This is a genomic window from Staphylococcus sp. KUGN1, from assembly GCF_045984185.1.
In the GTDB taxonomy this organism is placed as follows: Bacteria; Bacillota; Bacilli; order Staphylococcales; family Staphylococcaceae; genus Staphylococcus; species Staphylococcus warneri_A.
Genome location: NZ_JBJQIL010000001.1, coordinates 81,123 through 97,902 on the forward strand (window position 1 = coordinate 81,123; position 16,780 = coordinate 97,902).

The following is a 16,780-nucleotide window of genomic DNA, read 5'->3' on the forward strand; positions in this document are numbered from 1 at the left end:
TTATTTATATTATGACTTATAATTTCTTTCTTGTTCTATCGAAGCCAGAGATAATAATTTTTGAGATTTGATCTGCAAAAAGTAAGCCCAGGGCTATTGCGCCTGCGATTAATGTCACCTCTAACATCGTATTGATGGCTTTATTGAAATGTAAAAGGACTAAGCTTTTAGTAGCATCATAGGCAAGCCCTCCAGGTACTAATGGAATGATTCCAGTAACCATAAAGATAATTGCTGGTTCTTTCTTATATCGTGCCATATAGTGGCTTAATAAGCCTAACGCAAGACTGCCAAAGAAACTAGAATATATGGTGTGTACTTGTAAACCATTATAAAAGAGAATATATATCATCCATCCACACGCACCTACAACACCACAAGAAAGATATAATTTTCTAGGAGCATCAAATATCACGCAGAAGAACAGCGATGCTAAAAAACTAAATATAAAATTTAATATCCAAAACATATAACAGCTCTCCTAGACTAAAATTAAAATTGAACTAACACCAGCACCTATACCAAAGGCAGTGACAAGTGCTTCTAATGATTTAGTGGTAAACATTAGCATATGACCACCAAATAAATCTTGAATGGCATTTGTGATTAATACTCCAGGTACAATAGGCATGACTGAAGCAATAATAATTGTTGCGAGATCGCCATGAGGTATGAGGGTATGACCGGCAACAGCTATAATGGCTATGACGACGGAACCAATAAATTCAGGAATGAATTGTGCATGTAGTTTTCTATCTAGAATTTCAACGACTAGATAACCTAGACTTCCTGCAAGTAAGGCAGTCAAAATGTCTATAAGCGAACCATCTTGCAAATATAAAAAGCTAATAGCGATCATTGCTGCTGCAAATCCCTTGAAGGGGAGACTACTATCTCGTTTAGCAACATATATTTTCTCTAATTTTTCTTTAGCTTCTTCTAATGTGATAGCACCTTTAGTGATCAAACGAGAAATTTCATTTGCTTGAGAAATCTTAATTAAATTCGTATCTCGCGCATTAATTCTGAACATGCGAGGTGTTGATTCGTTGTGCAAATGGAATTGAATTACTGTATTTGTAACAAAGCTATTGCTCTCTTGATAGCCTAATTTTTTGGCGATGCGATTCATTGTATCTTCGACTCTTGTACCTTCAGCACCAGATTCTAGTAAAATGCGCGCTGCCAACATGACAACATCTTTAATAAGACGCTCATGATCGTTTTCATTCACTACTTTTGTCATTTAATCACCAATTTTTTAAAATTTTGAAGTTAGATTTATTATAGAGGATGTATTGAGAAAAAACCATTATATAAAGTTAAGGGTGTCTTAATAAAAGGCGAAATGAAGTAAAGACTGCAAAAGTAAGAAGACGTATTATGGTTGTTTGGATATATAATGTAGAATGGTTTTATATTGAACAGTATTTGATAATTTTTAGAAAATGTAGGTTTTGTAGGTTCAATTGTCAACTTATATAAACTTATTACATCTTTTATATAAATAAACACTAAAGTTATGTTTCAAATATTTCAAAATGGTTAAAATAACATTAGTTAACTATTACAGAATATATTGGGTAGCGACAATATATTTTTTGTAGTTAACTTATACGTAGTAGTGATTAAAGTTCTCCCAAGGATACTACTCGTCAGAAGTACACTTTGCATGCAAAGTGTACTTTTTTATGCCATTAAAAAACGATGAACCCCTATTTAATAAGGATTCATCGACATCGCTTATATTTAAAATTTAAAAAATTGAGTAAAGTCTTCTGATTTTAAGATATGGCCAACATAGAAACTGCCAAATTCTCCGTAACGTGCAGTTGTTTCATCAAAACGCATTTCATAAACAATCTTTTTGAATTGTAGAATGTCATCAGAGAATAATGTGACACCCCATTCAAAATCGTCAAAACCTACAGAACCTGTGATGAATTGTTTGATTTTACCGGCATATTTACGGCCAATCATACCATGGTTATACATCAATGATTTTCTTTCTTCCATAGGTAACATGTACCAGTTATATGCTTCATTTCTACGTTTATCCATTGGATAGAAACAAATATATTCTGCATGAGGTAGTTCAGGGTATAATCTAGCTTTTACATGAGGATTTTCATAAGGGTCCTCATCAGATTTACCTGCTAAATAATTACTTAATTCGACAACAGATACATATGAGTATGTTGGAATAAAGAAATCTGCAATACGTAGCTTATTAAGCTCGTTTTCAATTGAATTGAGTTCTTTCATTTCAGGTCGTAAGAACCATAATAATAAATCTGCTTTTTGACCAGTAATATTATAAACTGCTTGATCGCCAGTACGTGTTGTTCTTGCTTCCGCTTTACTGTTCACGAAATTTTCAAATTCAGTAATCATAGTTTCACGTTCTTCTTCTGGTACTAATCTAAATGTTGCCCAATCAATTGCGTAAAATAAATGTAAACTGTACCAACCGTCTAGTGTTTCGGCTGCTTCACTCATGTTTATCGCTCCTTTAAAACTATATGTTCAATTCATACTAAATTTTATCATAAACAAATAGCTAACTACTAAGTAAATGATTACAAAAGAGTGAAATGGCATTCTATTTTAAAATGACGTATAATTAGTTTTGTAAACGTTATTATGAAATGAAATTCAAGGAGGACATTATGGCTAATCTATTAAACGTATTAGAAGACAAATTAGCAGGGAAAAATGTAAATATTGTATTACCTGAAGGGGAAGACGAACGTGTGTTAACTGCAGCAACGCAATTACAAGTGACTGACTATGTAACACCAATCGTTTTAGGTAATAAAGATAAGATTCAATCATTAGCAAAAGACAAAGGTTTAGACCTTGCCAATATAGAAGTCATCGATCCTTCAACAAGTGAATTGAAATCAGAATTGGTAGACGCATTTGTTGAACGTCGTAACGGTAAAGCGACAAAAGAACAAGCTGAAGAATTATTAGATAATGTTAATTACTTTGGAACTATGCTTGTATACACTGGTAAAGCAGCAGGATTAGTAAGTGGTGCAGCACATTCTACTGGAGATACAGTACGTCCAGCACTACAAGTCATTAAAACTAAACCAGGTGTTTCTAAAACATCAGGGATCTTCTTTATGATGAAAGGTGAAGAACAATATATCTTTGGTGATTGTGCAATTAATCCAGAATTGGATGCACAAGGATTAGCTGAAATTGCAGTAGAAAGTGCCAAATCTGCTCAAAGTTTCGGTATGGAACCAAAAGTTGCTATGTTAAGCTTTTCAACTAAAGGTTCTGCTAAATCAGACGATGTGACTAAAGTTCAAGATGCATTGAAATTAGCACAAGATAAAGTAGCTGAAGAACAATTGGATAATGTTGTCATTGATGGTGAATTCCAATTTGATGCCGCAATTGTACCAAGTGTAGCTGAGAAAAAAGCACCAGGTGCAAAAATTCAAGGAGATGCAAATGTATTCATTTTCCCTAGTTTAGAAGCGGGTAATATTGGCTACAAGATTGCACAAAGATTAGGTGGCTATGACGCTGTTGGTCCGGTTCTTCAAGGACTTAATTCTCCTGTAAATGATTTATCACGTGGATGCTCTATCGAAGATGTCTATAATTTATCAATTATTACTGCTGCACAGTCATTACAATAATGGATTTAGGTAACAAATATTTTAATGGTATTGAATGGCGATATGTAGATCATTCTAGTGGCTTAGAACCTATGCAATCATTTGCTTTTGATGATACGTTTTGCGAAAGTGTAGGCAAAGATATGTCACCTAATGTAGTGAGAACATGGGTTCACCAACACACAGTGATTTTAGGCATTCATGATTCACGATTACCATTTTTAAAGGATGGTATTGCCTTTTTAACAGATAAAAAAGGATATAATGCAATAGTACGTAATTCGGGAGGTCTAGGGGTTGTCTTAGACCAAGGTGTGCTCAATATTTCATTGATGTTCAAAGGACAGACAGAGACAACAATCGATGAGGCATTTACAGTCATGTACTTACTTATTGCTAAAATGTTTGAAGATGAAGATGTAGACATCGATACACATGAAATTGAACGTTCATACTGTCCTGGTAAATTTGATTTGAGTATTGATGGTAAGAAATTTGCCGGTATTTCACAACGACGTGTGCGTGGTGGAATCGCTGTACAGGTATATCTATGTGTCGAAGGATCTGGTTCTGAGCGTGCATTAATGATGAAAGAATTTTATGAGCATGCACTTAAAGGTGAAGCAACTAAATTCACTTATCCTGACATTGAACCCAATTGTATGGCTTCACTTGAGACGCTATTAAACCGAAAAATTTCAGTACAAGATGTCATGTTTTTACTATTGTATGCTATCAAAGATTTAGGTGGACGTTTAAATATGGATCCTATCACTGATGAAGAATGGCAACGCTATGAGGGTTATTTCGATAAGATGATTGATCGTAATGCGAAAATGATTACAAAAATGAACGAAAAGTAGTATAAATTAGATATTAAAGACAACAAAATAGTAATGACCGTCTTATTCAGACATCTTTTGTCATCATAACTATGCACTTGAGACTGGTTGCATAGTCCTAGTTTATGATGCATTTTGAATAAGGCGGTTTTTTTACGCATTCATCTCTCACGAAAGCCAAATTTTATGTATTAAACTTGCCTTATTATATATAAATCTGTGTATTCCAAGAAATATTTGTAGTATTATAGTTGAGGTGGAAAAATTTAAGAATAAATAGCAAACTGTTTATATATTATTCGAAAAATGTTTACAAAATCTTATTTAAAGGTAAATATATGCAAGATTTTGAACAAAATTATAAAATCATGTGTTTGCTATTAATGATAAACTTAATAGTACAAATAAAAGCACGGGCATTAATAATACGAAACAGATTAGTGAAGGTATATTAAAAGGTGATAATAACATGACAAAAAAAGGATACGGGGAGTCTACCGGTAAAATTATTTTGATAGGTGAACACGCAGTAACTTTTGGTCAACCTGCTATAGCTATTCCATTTAATTCCGGTAAGATTAAGGTTTTAATTGAAAGTCTTGAAAAAGGAAATTATTCAGCGATTGAAAGTGATGTTTATGATGGGCTATTGTATGATGCACCAGAGCATTTAAAGTCTATGGTAACGCGCTTTATAGATAATACAGGTGTAGAAGAGCCATTATTAGTTAAAATACAAACGAATTTGCCGCCTTCTAGAGGCTTAGGTTCAAGTGCTGCTATAGCAGTAGCATTTACTAGGGCCAGTTATGATTTCTTAGGCAAGCCGTTAAGTGACGCAGAATTAATTGAAGAGGCCAATTGGGCTGAGAAAATTGCACATGGTAAACCAAGTGGTATTGATACACAAACCATTGTCTCTAGCAAACCTGTTTGGTTCCAAAAAGGACATGCAGAAACGTTGAAAACACTACAATTAAATGGTTATATGGTTGTCATTGATACAGGTGTAAAAGGTTCTACAAAACAAGCAGTTGAAGACGTTCACCAATTATGTGAATCACCAGAATATATGAGTCATATAGAACATATCGGGGATTTAGTGTATCAAGCAAGCCAAGCAATAGAACATCACGATTTTAATCAGATTGCCCGTATTTTTAATGAATGCCAGCAAGATTTAAGAAATTTAACAGTAAGCCATGATAAAATAGAAGAGTTGTTAGAAATCGGTAAAGCACATGGTGCCATTGCAGGTAAATTAACTGGTGGCGGCCGAGGTGGTAGTATGTTATTACTTACTGAAGATTTAAAAACAGCTAAAAACATTGTAGCTGCAGTTGAAAAGGCTGGAGCAGCACATACATGGATTGAGAATTTAGGAGGTTAACCCATTGGCAAAGAGTGGTAAAGCACGCGCACATACAAATATCGCATTGATTAAATATTGGGGTAAAGCTGATGAAAAATTGATCATACCTATGAATAATAGTTTATCAGTATCATTAGATAAGTTTTATACGGAAACGAAAGTCACATTTGATAGTGATTACCCTGCTGATCAATTGATTTTAAATGGTAAAGAAGCCAATGAGAAAGAAACTAAAAAGATTCAATCATATATGGATATAGTTAGAGAGATTGCTAATACAGACTTGCATGCACGAATTGATAGTCAAAACTTTGTACCAACAGCAGCTGGTCTAGCATCATCTGCGAGTGCTTATGCAGCATTAGCAGCGGCATGTAATGAAGCGTTACAACTTGAGTTATCAGATAAAGATTTATCGCGTTTAGCACGCCGTGGTTCTGGCTCAGCTTCACGCAGTATTTTTGGTGGATTTGCAGAATGGGAAAAAGGCCATGATGATGAAACATCATATGCACACCCTATAGATGCAGATCACTGGGAAGATGAACTTTCAATGATATTTGTGGTCATTAATAATCAATCGAAAAAAGTATCAAGTCGATCTGGAATGTCATTGACACGTGATACGTCACGTTTTTATCAATATTGGTTAGATCATGTCGATGAAGACATTAAAGAGGCTAAACAAGCAATTGAAGCTAAAGACTTTAAACAACTAGGTGAAGTCATAGAAGCCAATGGTCTACGTATGCATGCAACGAATTTAGGTTCTCAACCACCGTTTACATATTTGGTTCAAGAAAGTTACGATGCGATGGCTATTGTACATGAATGTCGTAAGATGGGAGTGCCTTGTTATTTCACTATGGATGCAGGGCCTAATGTAAAAGTCCTTGTAGAAAAGAAAAATAAACAATTAGTTATCGACCAATTTTTAAAACATTTTGAAGCATCACAAATTATTGCGAGTGATATTATCGCTACAGGCGTTGAAATAATTAAGTAAGGAAATGATAGAATGATTCAGGTCAAAGCACCCGGTAAACTTTATATAGCTGGTGAATATGCAGTTACAGAACCAGGGTATAAGTCTGTCTTAATTGCACTAAACCGCTTTGTTACAGCTACTATTGAACCTTCTACACAAGTTGAAGGTACGATACACTCAAAGACATTACATCATGAACCGGTCACTTTTTATAGAGATGAGGATAGTATTGTCATTTCTGACCCTCAAGCTGCCAAACAACTAAATTATGTTGTTACAGCAATAGAGGTATTTGAGCAATATGCCAAAAGTTGTGAGATTCCGTTAAAACACTTTCATTTAACGATAGACAGTAACTTAGATGATGCGAATGGTAATAAATATGGACTTGGATCGAGTGCAGCAGTGCTAGTTTCAGTAGTTAAAGTATTGAATGAATTTTATGGACTAGAATTATCCAATCTTTATATTTATAAATTAGCTGTTATTTCAAATATGAAATTACAAAGTTTAAGTTCTTGTGGCGATATTGCAGTAAGTGTTTATAGTGGTTGGCTAGCGTATAGTACGTTTGATCATGATTGGGTGAAACAACAAATCGAAACAACATCGGTCAACACAGTGTTAGAGAAGAACTGGCCTGGTCTACATATCGAGCCATTGCAAGCACCAGAAAATATGGAAGTTCTGATCGGTTGGACTGGATCACCTGCATCCTCACCGCATTTAGTAAGCGAAGTTAAACGACTAAAAGCGGACCCGGCTTTTTATGGTGAGTTCTTAGATCATTCTCATCAATGTGTTGAATATTTAATTCATGCATTTAAGACTAACAATATTAAAGGCGTCCAAAAAATGATTCGTCAAAATCGCGCCATCATTCGTAAGATGGATGACCAAGCATCAGTTGATATTGAAACGGATAAATTAAAATCATTATGTGATATTGCTGAAAAGCATGGTGGCGCTGCTAAAACATCAGGTGCAGGTGGTGGCGATTGCGGTATCACTATTATTCATCAAAATGTAGATAAACAAAAGATTTACGATGAATGGATAGAGAATGATATCAAACCATTACAATTTAAAATCTATCACGGACAATAATGAAACAATCTTTACAATGATAATTAATGATCATCTATCTCATCTTTTAGATGGTCATTGAGTTTTTCATTTAAAAAGGTTGTTTTTTTATGTTCTAAAAGCGTGTTGGAAAAAAAGACCTTGAATTTTTAAATAAAAAGAGTAAAATAATTAGAGTTAATAATTAATAGAAACGAGCGGGACAGAAGTAATGAAGAACCACTTTTCGATTATTATGTAGTGGTTCAAACGCATTAACCTTAGCTCATTTATTCTTAATAAGAATTATAGATATTATGAATATGCGTAAGAAATACTAAGGTTTTAAAGAAAAGAATGGCTTTAAAAGCCACTATTGGTAAATATGATTATATACTGGGACATTTATTCATGTTCCAGACAATTAACATGAACGTTAAAAAGTAGATTGGAAATAAAACAAATGAGCAGAAAGGTGGGAAGCAATATGAAGAATAAGTTTTTAATTTGTGATGAATGTCAGGCTGTAAATATTAAAACATTAAAAAAGAAATTAGAAAAACTTGATCCTGATGCAGAGATAGAAATTGGTTGTCAGTCATATTGTGGTCCTGGTAGACGAAAAACCTTTGCATTTGTGAATAATCGTCCGTTTGCTGCTTTGACTGAAGAAGAATTAATGGAAAAGGTTACGAAACAACTTAAAAAACCTAGAGATCCTGAAGAAGAAGAGCGACTAAGAAAGCGAAATGAAGAACGTAAACGTCGTAAAGAAGAACAAGATCGTAAATTAAAAGAAAAGCTAGCTAAGAAAAAAGCAGTTAAATAATATATGATGAATGAAGAGGTCGGGACAAAATCCTGCTTTTGGGACACTGTTAAAGCGTTTCAAATGCACAAAACTTTTGTCAGACCTCTTTTTTTGTTAATAATAAAGTAGCGATTTCCTTATGAATGATTAGATTTAAATTAGGGTAAATATTAAATATATAATCACTGAAGGAGAGATGTCTATTATGGCTAAAGAAGTCACTTTAGGTAAATCAGATGTTAAAGTTTTCCCTATTGCATTAGGTACAAATGCAGTTGGTGGACACAACTTATATCCAAATTTAGATGAGGAACAAGGAAAAGAAGTTGTAAGAAAAGCAATAGATCATGGTATTACTTTACTTGATACAGCCTATATATACGGTCCAGAGCGTTCTGAAGAATTAGTTGGAGAAGTAGTCAAAGAATATCCTAGAGAACAGGTTAAAATTGCTACCAAAGGATCTCATTATTTCGATGAAGATGATAATGTACAACAAAATAATGACCCTGAATTTATTAAACAACAAGTTGAAAACAGTTTGAAACGTCTACAAACTGACTATATAGACTTGTATTATATTCATTTCCCAGATGATAATACGCCAAAAGACAAAGCTGTCGCTGCTTTACAAGAGCTAAAAGAAGAAGGGAAAATCAAAGCAATTGGTGTATCTAACTTTACATTAGACCAATTGAAAGAGGCTAATAAAGATGGCTATGTAGATGTTGTGCAGTTAGAATATAATTTATTGCATAGAGAAAATGAAGAAGTGATGCAATATGCAGCAGAAAATCAAATTACATTTGTACCATATTTCCCATTAGCTTCTGGTATTCTAGCTGGTAAGTATGATGAAGATACAACATTTGATGATCACCGTGCGACAAGAAGAGACTTTAAACCAGAAGTGTTTAAAGATAACGTGCGTCGTGTCAATCAACTTAAAGATATCGCCGAAGCGCATCAAACTTCTATTGCTAATATCGTTTTAGCATTTTACTTAACTCGTCCTGCATTAGACGTTGTTATCCCTGGAGCTAAACGTGCAGAACAAGTGATAGAAAATATTGATGCAGCTAATGTCGAATTATCTCAAGATGAAATTAATCAAATTGATTCATTATTCCCGATTAATAAATAATATTGAAAGTGATGAAATCATTTGAGTCACTAACTTTTTTTAGAATATGCCCGTAAAGGAACTAGTACATAGTTTTTTACGGGTATTTTTTTAATGGAAAAATTATCTTTGGATAATAACAATATTTTGCTCAATACATACATAAAACTTTTATAAACGGGTAAGGAAAGATATTGAATAAATGAAAGCGTTTCAAACTGAAATGATATAGGAGGAATAATGAATGATTACGGTATTATTTGGTGGGAGTCGTCCAGAAGGCAATACTGCACAACTCACAAAATATGCTCTAGAAAATGTTGAACACCAGTGGTTAGATCTTACTAAATATCAATTGAATCCAGTAAGAGATGTGCGTCATGATAATAAAAATATTGAGACATATTCTGATGACTACGAACAACTCATACAAACTGTATTAGATAGTGATGTCGTTATCTTTGCGTCACCGGTTTATTGGTACAGTGTATCAGCTTCAATGAAAGCTTTTATTGATCATTGGTCTGAATCGATGGTAGATCCAAGATATTCAGATTTTAAAGAAGTGATGTCTAAAAAAGAATTTAGATTAATTTTAGTGGGTGGCGATTGTCCGAAAGTTAAAGCCAAGCCATGTATTGCTCAAATGAAATATACATTAGAATTTATTGGTGGCGAATTAGCAGGCTATATTGTTGGCACGGCCGAAAGACCTGGAGACATTATGAAAGACACCTACGCTTTAGAAAGAGCTAAAGAATGGAATAACAAATTTAGTCAAAGCAATTCTTAAGATTGTTTAAATAGGTAATGACTTAATACCCCCTTTACTATAACTTAATGTATCGGGGGTCTTAATATTTTATGAGTTGTTTCAACAGTAGAGGCATCATTAAAAAAACCGATTTATAAAAATGATAGATGTTTTCATAAATACTTTTAAAAAATATATAAGTACAAAACGTTTAATTCACTCTATTAAATGAATAGGATATATATGTGATATAATACATTTATTAATAACTTGGAATTGTTAGGGGAGACATACATGTATAGAGTTAGAGAAGCAACAAGTGCCGATGCGGTAGCAATTAGAGATGTCGCAACAAAGGCTTGGTACAATACGTATTTAAATATTTATGCTGCAAGTACGATCAATGAATTATTAGCAGCTTCATATAATGAAGAACATTTGAAGAAAAGAATGCAAGAACAACTCTTTTTAGTTGCCGAAGAAGATGAAGAAATTGTTGGCTTTGCCAATTTTATTTATGGAGAAGAATTATATTTATCAGCACATTATGTACATCCTGAATCTCAACATAAAGGATATGGTACACATCTATTAGAAAAGGGATTAGAGGCATTTAAAGGCCAATACGATACAGTTTATTTGGAAGTTGATAATCAAAATGATGAAGGTATTCACTTCTATAAAGAACAAGGATTTGAAACGATTCGCTCATATCAACCTGAAATGTATGGCGAAGTTATGAATTTGGCTTTAATGAAAAAGACGTTCTAAGACGTTTGCCATCAATATATCAAAGCAAAGGTAGAGGCATTGACGAAAGTCTCTTATAAAAAGGAGGTATTACATGACACAATCATTGTATACAACGAGTAAATTAGCAGAGGAAAAAGTATTTAAAGATCCTATACATAGATATATTCACGTTAAAGATCAATTGATTTGGGATTTAGTTAAGACGAAAGAATTTCAACGATTACGTAGAATAAAGCAACTTGGTACATTATATCTTTCCTTTCATACTGCTGAACATAGTCGTTTCGGTCACTCTTTAGGTGTGTATGAAATTGTTCGACGCATGATAGATGAAACGTTTGAAGGGCGTGACGCGTGGGATAACAATGATCGTCCTCTTGCTTTATGTGCTGCATTGTTACATGATTTGGGTCATGGCCCTTTCTCTCATAGTTTTGAAAAGATTTTCAATATGGATCACGAAGCGTTTACTCAGGCGATTATTACAGGTGATACTGAAGTAAATGAAGTGCTAAGTCGTGTGTCAGATACATTTCCTCAAGAAGTGGCAGATGTGATTAATAAAACACATCACAATAAACTAGTTATTTCTATGATATCGTCTCAAATTGATGCTGATAGAATGGACTATTTACAACGCGATGCGTATTTTACTGGCGTGTCTTATGGTGCGTTTGATATGGAACGTATATTACGATTAATGCGTCCATCCAAAGACGAAGTGTTAATTAAAGAAAGCGGTATGCATGCAGTTGAAAATTTTATCATGAGTCGTTATCAAATGTATTGGCAAATTTATTTCCATCCAGTTAGTCGAGGTGGAGAAGTATTGCTTAATAATTGTTTGAAAAGAGCAAAGCAATTATATAATGAAGGTTATCAATTTAAAAAATCACCAGAAGATTTTATTCCATTCTTTGAAGGCACAATGACAATTCAACAATATGTAGATTTAGATGAAGCGGTTGTCTTATATTATCTGAAAAAATGGATTGATGAAGATGACGAGATTTTAAGTGATTTATCACGTCGTTTTATTAATCGTGATTTATTTAAATACATTCCATTTGATGGTTCGATTATTACCATCTCTGAACTTCAAGAATTGTTTGAAGCAGGTGGTATTAATCCGGATTATTATTTCGTGAGCGAATCATTTTCTGACTTGCCTTATGATTATGATAGACCGGGTTCCAATCGTAAACCAATTCATTTATTAAGACGAGATGGTACGATAAGAGAAATTAGTAATCAATCCCTAGTGATAAATAGTATTACAGGAATTAATAGAGAAGATTATAAATTGTACTACCCTAAAGAATTAGTTTTAAATATTGAAGATGACATGATTAAAGGCTCTATTATCAATCTATTAAATGAATTAAATTAATGATTTGATAGAATGTGCTAGCTCATTTAATATAGTAATCAGTTGAAAATTGTATGAGGAGGTACCGATGGTGACTGAGAAAAAAGGATTTAATTTTAACATCATAAAAAATGACCCATTAGATGGCCATAAAGGTACAAATATCGGTTCAATTAGTTTAGATAATATTGCGCCTGTCTTTATAGATGTTGAGAATCAAGAAGCTTTTGTTGATATTGGTGGTATGCATGCCCGTGCCAAAGTTGAAAAAGGTGTAAAATGGATTACAGATAAATCAGAAGTAGAAGGCGAAGAAGCTAAAGAATACTGGTTATGTTGGGTTACAACTGAAAGAGGCGAAAACGGTCCTTATTATGCAGGTGTAACGGCATGTTACTTATTAGTAAACAAAAGTATTAGACGTGGATATAAGAGTATGCCAGAACACGTTAATATGATGGATAAATCAATGAAACATCAAATTATTATCGACCATATTGGTGAAGACAATAAAAAAGTATTAAAAACATTTTTACAAAATCATAATGAAGAAATGTGGAACAACTCTACAGAAGAATTGTTTAAGGCATTGGGATAAAGCCAATTGTAAATGTAAATGAATTTTATCTAAACAATTAGAGTTTTAACTTAATATTAATTTGATATTATAGGTTACTTTTCCTTATAAAAAATATAGGAAGAAGTAACCTTATTTTTATAAGGGTATTAATATTTAAAGTATTATTTTTGAAATATATTAATAAAATGTTTGAAAGTATTAACAAATTCATCAAAAAATTGTATATTTAAATTAAATAAAAAATAAGGAGGTATTATATGTCTGAACAACAAAAAGATAACAATGCGTTAGTTTTTATAATCCTTGGATGGGTCTTTTCTGGGTTATCACTAATTATACTGCCAATTATATTTGGTCCAGCAGGTGTTGTTTTTGGGGCTTTAACAATTAGTAAAGGTAAAAAAGTACATGGTATAGTTATTATCATTGCTGCAATTGTTTTTGCATTAATTGGATTTACATTAGGCTATATTATTGCTTCGCAAGCAGGTCTTTAAATTTTATAAATAATTACATAAAACTATAAATAAGCTACTCATTTCTATTTAGAAATGAGTAGCCAGTTTTTTAAAGTAGTCATTATCTATATTCAATCAAAAAGAGAATAGGGGATGGGTTTATGCAATTCAAATTAAAAGAAGAAGAACTGATTGATTTTTTAGAATTGAAATTTCCGGAATACACCTTTGTTAAAGGTAGACTTCTAGTGGGACAACATAAACAAGAAGATTTGCATGTCTATTATTTAGGGGAAGAAACGTTGGCATGTTTAACTATTGCATTTAAAACATTTGAAATTAGAGACGCTGACATTTTAGATTATGAACCGTTAAAAGAAATTCGTCTCAAAGATGGTTTGCTATTTAGGAAAATGCAAATCATTACTGACGGTGGCATACTAAAATACGGTACGTCTAAAGCGTTATTAACGGACTTCCAAAATGACAATTACAATCACTTTATTGATGGTAATAAGGAAAAAGTGATTTATAAAGATGGTACCTTTCAATAATTAATAAACGTGGATAAATCATATTTACTCATAGTTATGATGATGATAATATAAAAAAAGAAATAAATATCATTATAGAATATGAGGTAAAAAATGAATAAATTAATATTCATGACAGCACTGATTTTCGGCATCGTATATTTCTATAAGTATCAACTTATAAAAAGTAAATATCAAAGACATATTGTTGACATAGAATCATTAGAAGATGTTATTGAGGTTAGATAGTATGAAATGAGTGGATAAGCTATTTTTGGCTTATCCGCTTTTTATATTTATTAATAAATTAAATCCCCCAATACTACAAGCAATAGGGCAATTATGCTATAATATCATGTATTATTGTGTAGGATAAGGGAGTAGTAAATTGGAAAATAATGTTAAAATCCAAACGAAACAGATAATTAAACAAAATGGCGAAAAAGAGAAGTTTGATTTTACTACTGAAGGATCATGGCACAAACGTCAATCTCACATCATTAGATATACTGAACATATAGATGATGCCAACGTGAACGTAACCATTAAAATAGAAGAAGATGGCGTGAAATTGATTCGAAAAGGCGATATTAATATGAACTTTCATTTTGTAGAAGGTGCTGAAACAACTACATTTTATGATATACCTGCAGGACGTATTCCGTTAAATGTTAAAACGTTAAGTATTCTACATTTTGTTACCCCAGATGGTGGTAAACTGAAAGTACATTACGAATTATTTCAAAATGAAGAGAAAATGGGTTCATACCAATACGAAATAAATTACAAGGAGTTAGGCTAATGAACATAATAGAACAAGTCAAACAGACGCTAGTTGAAGAAATTGAAGCAAGTATTAAAAAAGCTGAATTAGCAAGTGATATTCCAGAAATTAAAATAGAGATTCCTAAAGATGTAAAAAATGGCGACTATTCAACGAATATTGCAATGGTACTTACTAAAATAGCTAAACGTAATCCACGTGAAATTGCACAAGCTATCGTGGATCATTTAGATGCTAGTAAAGCGCATGTTAAAAAGGTAGATATTGCTGGGCCAGGATTTATCAATTTTTATTTAGATAACCAATATTTAACAGATATTATTCCAGAAGCTATTCAAAAAGGCGATCAGTTCGGTAAAGCAGAAGCATCTAAAAATAAAAATATTTTACTTGAATATGTATCAGCCAATCCAACAGGAGACTTGCATATTGGTCATGCGCGTAATGCGGCAGTTGGTGATACATTAGCTAATATTTTAATAGCAGCAGGTTATCATGTGACACGTGAATATTATATTAATGATGCCGGTAATCAAATTTCAAATCTTGCACGTTCAATTGAAACACGTTTCTTTGAAGCATTAGGTGATAACAGTCATGAAATGCCAGAAGATGGCTATAATGGTAAAGATATCGTTGAAATCGGTAAAGATTTAGCGGATAAACACCCAGAAATCAAAGATTATAGTGATGACGAACGTCTGAAGACATTTAGACAACTTGGTGTTGATTATGAAATGTCTAAATTGAAGAAAGATTTATCAGACTTCAATACACATTTTGATAATTGGTTTAGTGAAACGTCTCTTTATGAAAAAGGCGAGATTAAAGAAGTATTAGCTAAAATGAATGACTTAGGTTACACATATGAAGCGGATGGTGCAACTTGGTTGCGTACATCGGATTTTAAAGATGACAAAGACAGAGTGTTAATCAAAAAAGATGGCAATTACACTTATTTCTTACCTGACATTGCTTATCATTTTGATAAAGTACAACGTGGTAATGATATTTTAATTGATTTGATGGGTGCTGACCATCACGGTTATATCAACCGTTTGAAAGCGTCTCTAGAAACATTTGGTGTAGATAGTGATCGCTTAGAAATTCAAATTATGCAAATGGTACGTCTAATGCAAAATGGCGAAGAAGTTAAAATGAGTAAACGTACAGGTAATGCTATTACATTACGTGAAATTATGGATGAAGTCGGTGTAGATGCCGCTCGTTACTTCTTAACAATGCGTAGCCCTGATACACACTTTGATTTTGATATGGAATTAGCCAAAGAACAATCACAAGATAATCCGGTTTATTATGCACAGTATGGTCATGCACGTATTTGTTCTATATTAAAACAAGCTAAAGAACAAGGCATAGAAATAAGTACGGACGTTGATTTTTCAAAAATCACTAATGACAAAGCCATTGAATTATTGAAAAAAGTAGCAGAGTTTGAACCAACAATTGAAAGTGCAGCAGACTCAAGAGCACCACACCGTATGACAAATTATATTCAAGATTTAGCGTCACATTTCCATAAATTCTATAATGCTGAAAAGGTATTAACAGATGACATTGAAAAAACAAAAGCACACATTGCGCTTGTAGAAGCAGTGAGAATTACTTTAAACAATGCATTAGCATTAGTTGGCGTATCTGCACCGGAGACAATGTAATATTAAATTTGATTAAACCCTTATAGCTCTA

19 protein-coding genes are annotated in these 16,780 nt (G+C 32.9%); 16 read left to right on the plus strand and 3 right to left on the minus strand.

What is annotated here, in order from left to right:
• Positions 1-16: 16 nt before the first annotated feature.
• From ACJQQZ_RS00365 to hemQ, 3 genes are all read right to left on the minus strand, one after another.
• Positions 17-469, minus strand: coding sequence for a threonine/serine exporter family protein (locus ACJQQZ_RS00365; RefSeq protein WP_023374681.1), 453 nt, complete (start codon positions 467-469; stop codon positions 17-19).
• 12 nt (positions 470-481) lie between these two features.
• Complete coding sequence (locus tag ACJQQZ_RS00370; RefSeq protein WP_079449068.1) at positions 482-1,246, minus strand: threonine/serine exporter family protein; 765 nt, start codon at positions 1,244-1,246, stop codon at positions 482-484.
• 503 nt (positions 1,247-1,749) lie between these two features.
• Positions 1,750-2,499, minus strand: coding sequence for a hydrogen peroxide-dependent heme synthase (hemQ, locus tag ACJQQZ_RS00375; protein WP_124228555.1), 750 nt, complete (start codon positions 2,497-2,499; stop codon positions 1,750-1,752).
• 170 nt (positions 2,500-2,669) lie between these two features.
• On the opposite strand from hemQ, the gene pta reads away from it, so the two are divergent.
• The 16 genes from pta (at position 2,670) to argS (ending at position 16,749) form a co-directional block, all read left to right on the plus strand.
• Positions 2,670-3,659 carry a phosphate acetyltransferase gene (gene pta, locus ACJQQZ_RS00380; RefSeq protein ID WP_049424413.1) on the plus strand — a complete coding sequence of 330 codons (990 nt, stop codon included), beginning with the start codon at positions 2,670-2,672 and terminating at the stop codon, positions 3,657-3,659.
• Positions 3,659-4,501 carry a lipoate--protein ligase family protein gene (locus ACJQQZ_RS00385; RefSeq protein ID WP_107533022.1) on the plus strand — a complete coding sequence of 281 codons (843 nt, stop codon included), beginning with the start codon at positions 3,659-3,661 and terminating at the stop codon, positions 4,499-4,501. The genes pta and ACJQQZ_RS00385 overlap by 1 nt, the downstream gene beginning before the upstream one ends.
• Positions 4,502-4,949: 448 nt before the next feature.
• Entirely contained in the window at positions 4,950-5,870 is a 921-nt protein-coding gene (gene mvk, locus ACJQQZ_RS00390) for a mevalonate kinase (protein WP_002451078.1), read from the plus strand.
• Between the two features lie 4 nt (positions 5,871-5,874).
• Positions 5,875-6,858, plus strand: a complete 984-nt coding sequence (gene mvaD, locus ACJQQZ_RS00395) for a diphosphomevalonate decarboxylase (RefSeq protein ID WP_124228553.1) — start codon at positions 5,875-5,877, stop codon at positions 6,856-6,858.
• A gap of 12 nt (positions 6,859-6,870) precedes the next feature.
• Positions 6,871-7,947 (plus strand): phosphomevalonate kinase, encoded by a 1,077-nt coding sequence (locus ACJQQZ_RS00400; protein WP_049424419.1) that lies wholly within the window; start codon positions 6,871-6,873, stop codon positions 7,945-7,947.
• 445 nt (positions 7,948-8,392) lie between these two features.
• Positions 8,393-8,734, plus strand: coding sequence for a YuzB family protein (locus ACJQQZ_RS00405; RefSeq protein WP_124228552.1), 342 nt, complete (start codon positions 8,393-8,395; stop codon positions 8,732-8,734).
• Positions 8,735-8,921: 187 nt separating this feature from the next.
• Positions 8,922-9,860, plus strand: a complete 939-nt coding sequence (locus ACJQQZ_RS00410; protein WP_002451074.1) for an aldo/keto reductase — start codon at positions 8,922-8,924, stop codon at positions 9,858-9,860.
• Between the two features lie 223 nt (positions 9,861-10,083).
• Positions 10,084-10,632 carry a flavodoxin family protein gene (locus ACJQQZ_RS00415; protein ID WP_002451073.1) on the plus strand — a complete coding sequence of 183 codons (549 nt, stop codon included), beginning with the start codon at positions 10,084-10,086 and terminating at the stop codon, positions 10,630-10,632.
• 255 nt (positions 10,633-10,887) lie between these two features.
• A complete protein-coding gene (locus tag ACJQQZ_RS00420; RefSeq protein ID WP_075778608.1) occupies positions 10,888-11,364 on the plus strand; it encodes a GNAT family N-acetyltransferase in 477 nt (158 codons plus the stop codon).
• 73 nt (positions 11,365-11,437) lie between these two features.
• Positions 11,438-12,736 carry an HD domain-containing protein gene (locus tag ACJQQZ_RS00425; protein WP_145505807.1) on the plus strand — a complete coding sequence of 433 codons (1,299 nt, stop codon included), beginning with the start codon at positions 11,438-11,440 and terminating at the stop codon, positions 12,734-12,736.
• Between the two features lie 67 nt (positions 12,737-12,803).
• Positions 12,804-13,313, plus strand: coding sequence for a YwhD family protein (locus ACJQQZ_RS00430; RefSeq protein WP_002451070.1), 510 nt, complete (start codon positions 12,804-12,806; stop codon positions 13,311-13,313).
• A gap of 239 nt (positions 13,314-13,552) precedes the next feature.
• Positions 13,553-13,792: a hypothetical protein gene (locus ACJQQZ_RS00435; protein WP_002465897.1), complete on the plus strand. Its 240-nt coding sequence runs from the start codon at positions 13,553-13,555 to the stop codon at positions 13,790-13,792.
• Between the two features lie 122 nt (positions 13,793-13,914).
• Positions 13,915-14,307 carry a hypothetical protein gene (locus ACJQQZ_RS00440; protein ID WP_124228551.1) on the plus strand — a complete coding sequence of 131 codons (393 nt, stop codon included), beginning with the start codon at positions 13,915-13,917 and terminating at the stop codon, positions 14,305-14,307.
• Between the two features lie 93 nt (positions 14,308-14,400).
• On the plus strand, positions 14,401-14,535 hold the full coding sequence (locus tag ACJQQZ_RS00445; RefSeq protein WP_260390715.1) for a hypothetical protein: 135 nt from the start codon (positions 14,401-14,403) through the stop codon (positions 14,533-14,535).
• 139 nt (positions 14,536-14,674) lie between these two features.
• Entirely contained in the window at positions 14,675-15,088 is a 414-nt protein-coding gene (locus ACJQQZ_RS00450; protein WP_002451067.1) for a YwiB family protein, read from the plus strand.
• Positions 15,088-16,749 carry an arginine--tRNA ligase gene (gene argS / locus ACJQQZ_RS00455; RefSeq protein WP_075778611.1) on the plus strand — a complete coding sequence of 554 codons (1,662 nt, stop codon included), beginning with the start codon at positions 15,088-15,090 and terminating at the stop codon, positions 16,747-16,749. The genes ACJQQZ_RS00450 and argS overlap by 1 nt, the downstream gene beginning before the upstream one ends.
• Positions 16,750-16,780 lie beyond the last annotated feature (31 nt).

Coding starts and splice junctions, on each gene's coding strand:
- ACJQQZ_RS00365 (WP_023374681.1), bottom strand. CDS start 469: ATGTTTTGGATATTAAATTTTATATTTAGTTTTTTAGCATCGCTGTTC.
- ACJQQZ_RS00370 (WP_079449068.1), bottom strand. CDS start 1,246: ATGACAAAAGTAGTGAATGAAAACGATCATGAGCGTCTTATTAAAGAT.
- hemQ (WP_124228555.1), bottom strand. CDS start 2,499: ATGAGTGAAGCAGCCGAAACACTAGACGGTTGGTACAGTTTACATTTA.
- pta (WP_049424413.1), top strand. CDS start 2,670: ATGGCTAATCTATTAAACGTATTAGAAGACAAATTAGCAGGGAAAAAT.
- ACJQQZ_RS00385 (WP_107533022.1), top strand. CDS start 3,659: ATGGATTTAGGTAACAAATATTTTAATGGTATTGAATGGCGATATGTA.
- mvk (WP_002451078.1), top strand. CDS start 4,950: ATGACAAAAAAAGGATACGGGGAGTCTACCGGTAAAATTATTTTGATA.
- ACJQQZ_RS00400 (WP_049424419.1), top strand. CDS start 6,871: ATGATTCAGGTCAAAGCACCCGGTAAACTTTATATAGCTGGTGAATAT.
- ACJQQZ_RS00405 (WP_124228552.1), top strand. CDS start 8,393: ATGAAGAATAAGTTTTTAATTTGTGATGAATGTCAGGCTGTAAATATT.
- ACJQQZ_RS00410 (WP_002451074.1), top strand. CDS start 8,922: ATGGCTAAAGAAGTCACTTTAGGTAAATCAGATGTTAAAGTTTTCCCT.
- ACJQQZ_RS00415 (WP_002451073.1), top strand. CDS start 10,084: ATGATTACGGTATTATTTGGTGGGAGTCGTCCAGAAGGCAATACTGCA.
- ACJQQZ_RS00420 (WP_075778608.1), top strand. CDS start 10,888: ATGTATAGAGTTAGAGAAGCAACAAGTGCCGATGCGGTAGCAATTAGA.
- ACJQQZ_RS00425 (WP_145505807.1), top strand. CDS start 11,438: ATGACACAATCATTGTATACAACGAGTAAATTAGCAGAGGAAAAAGTA.
- ACJQQZ_RS00430 (WP_002451070.1), top strand. CDS start 12,804: ATGGTGACTGAGAAAAAAGGATTTAATTTTAACATCATAAAAAATGAC.
- ACJQQZ_RS00435 (WP_002465897.1), top strand. CDS start 13,553: ATGTCTGAACAACAAAAAGATAACAATGCGTTAGTTTTTATAATCCTT.
- ACJQQZ_RS00440 (WP_124228551.1), top strand. CDS start 13,915: ATGCAATTCAAATTAAAAGAAGAAGAACTGATTGATTTTTTAGAATTG.
- ACJQQZ_RS00445 (WP_260390715.1), top strand. CDS start 14,401: ATGAATAAATTAATATTCATGACAGCACTGATTTTCGGCATCGTATAT.
- argS (WP_075778611.1), top strand. CDS start 15,088: ATGAACATAATAGAACAAGTCAAACAGACGCTAGTTGAAGAAATTGAA.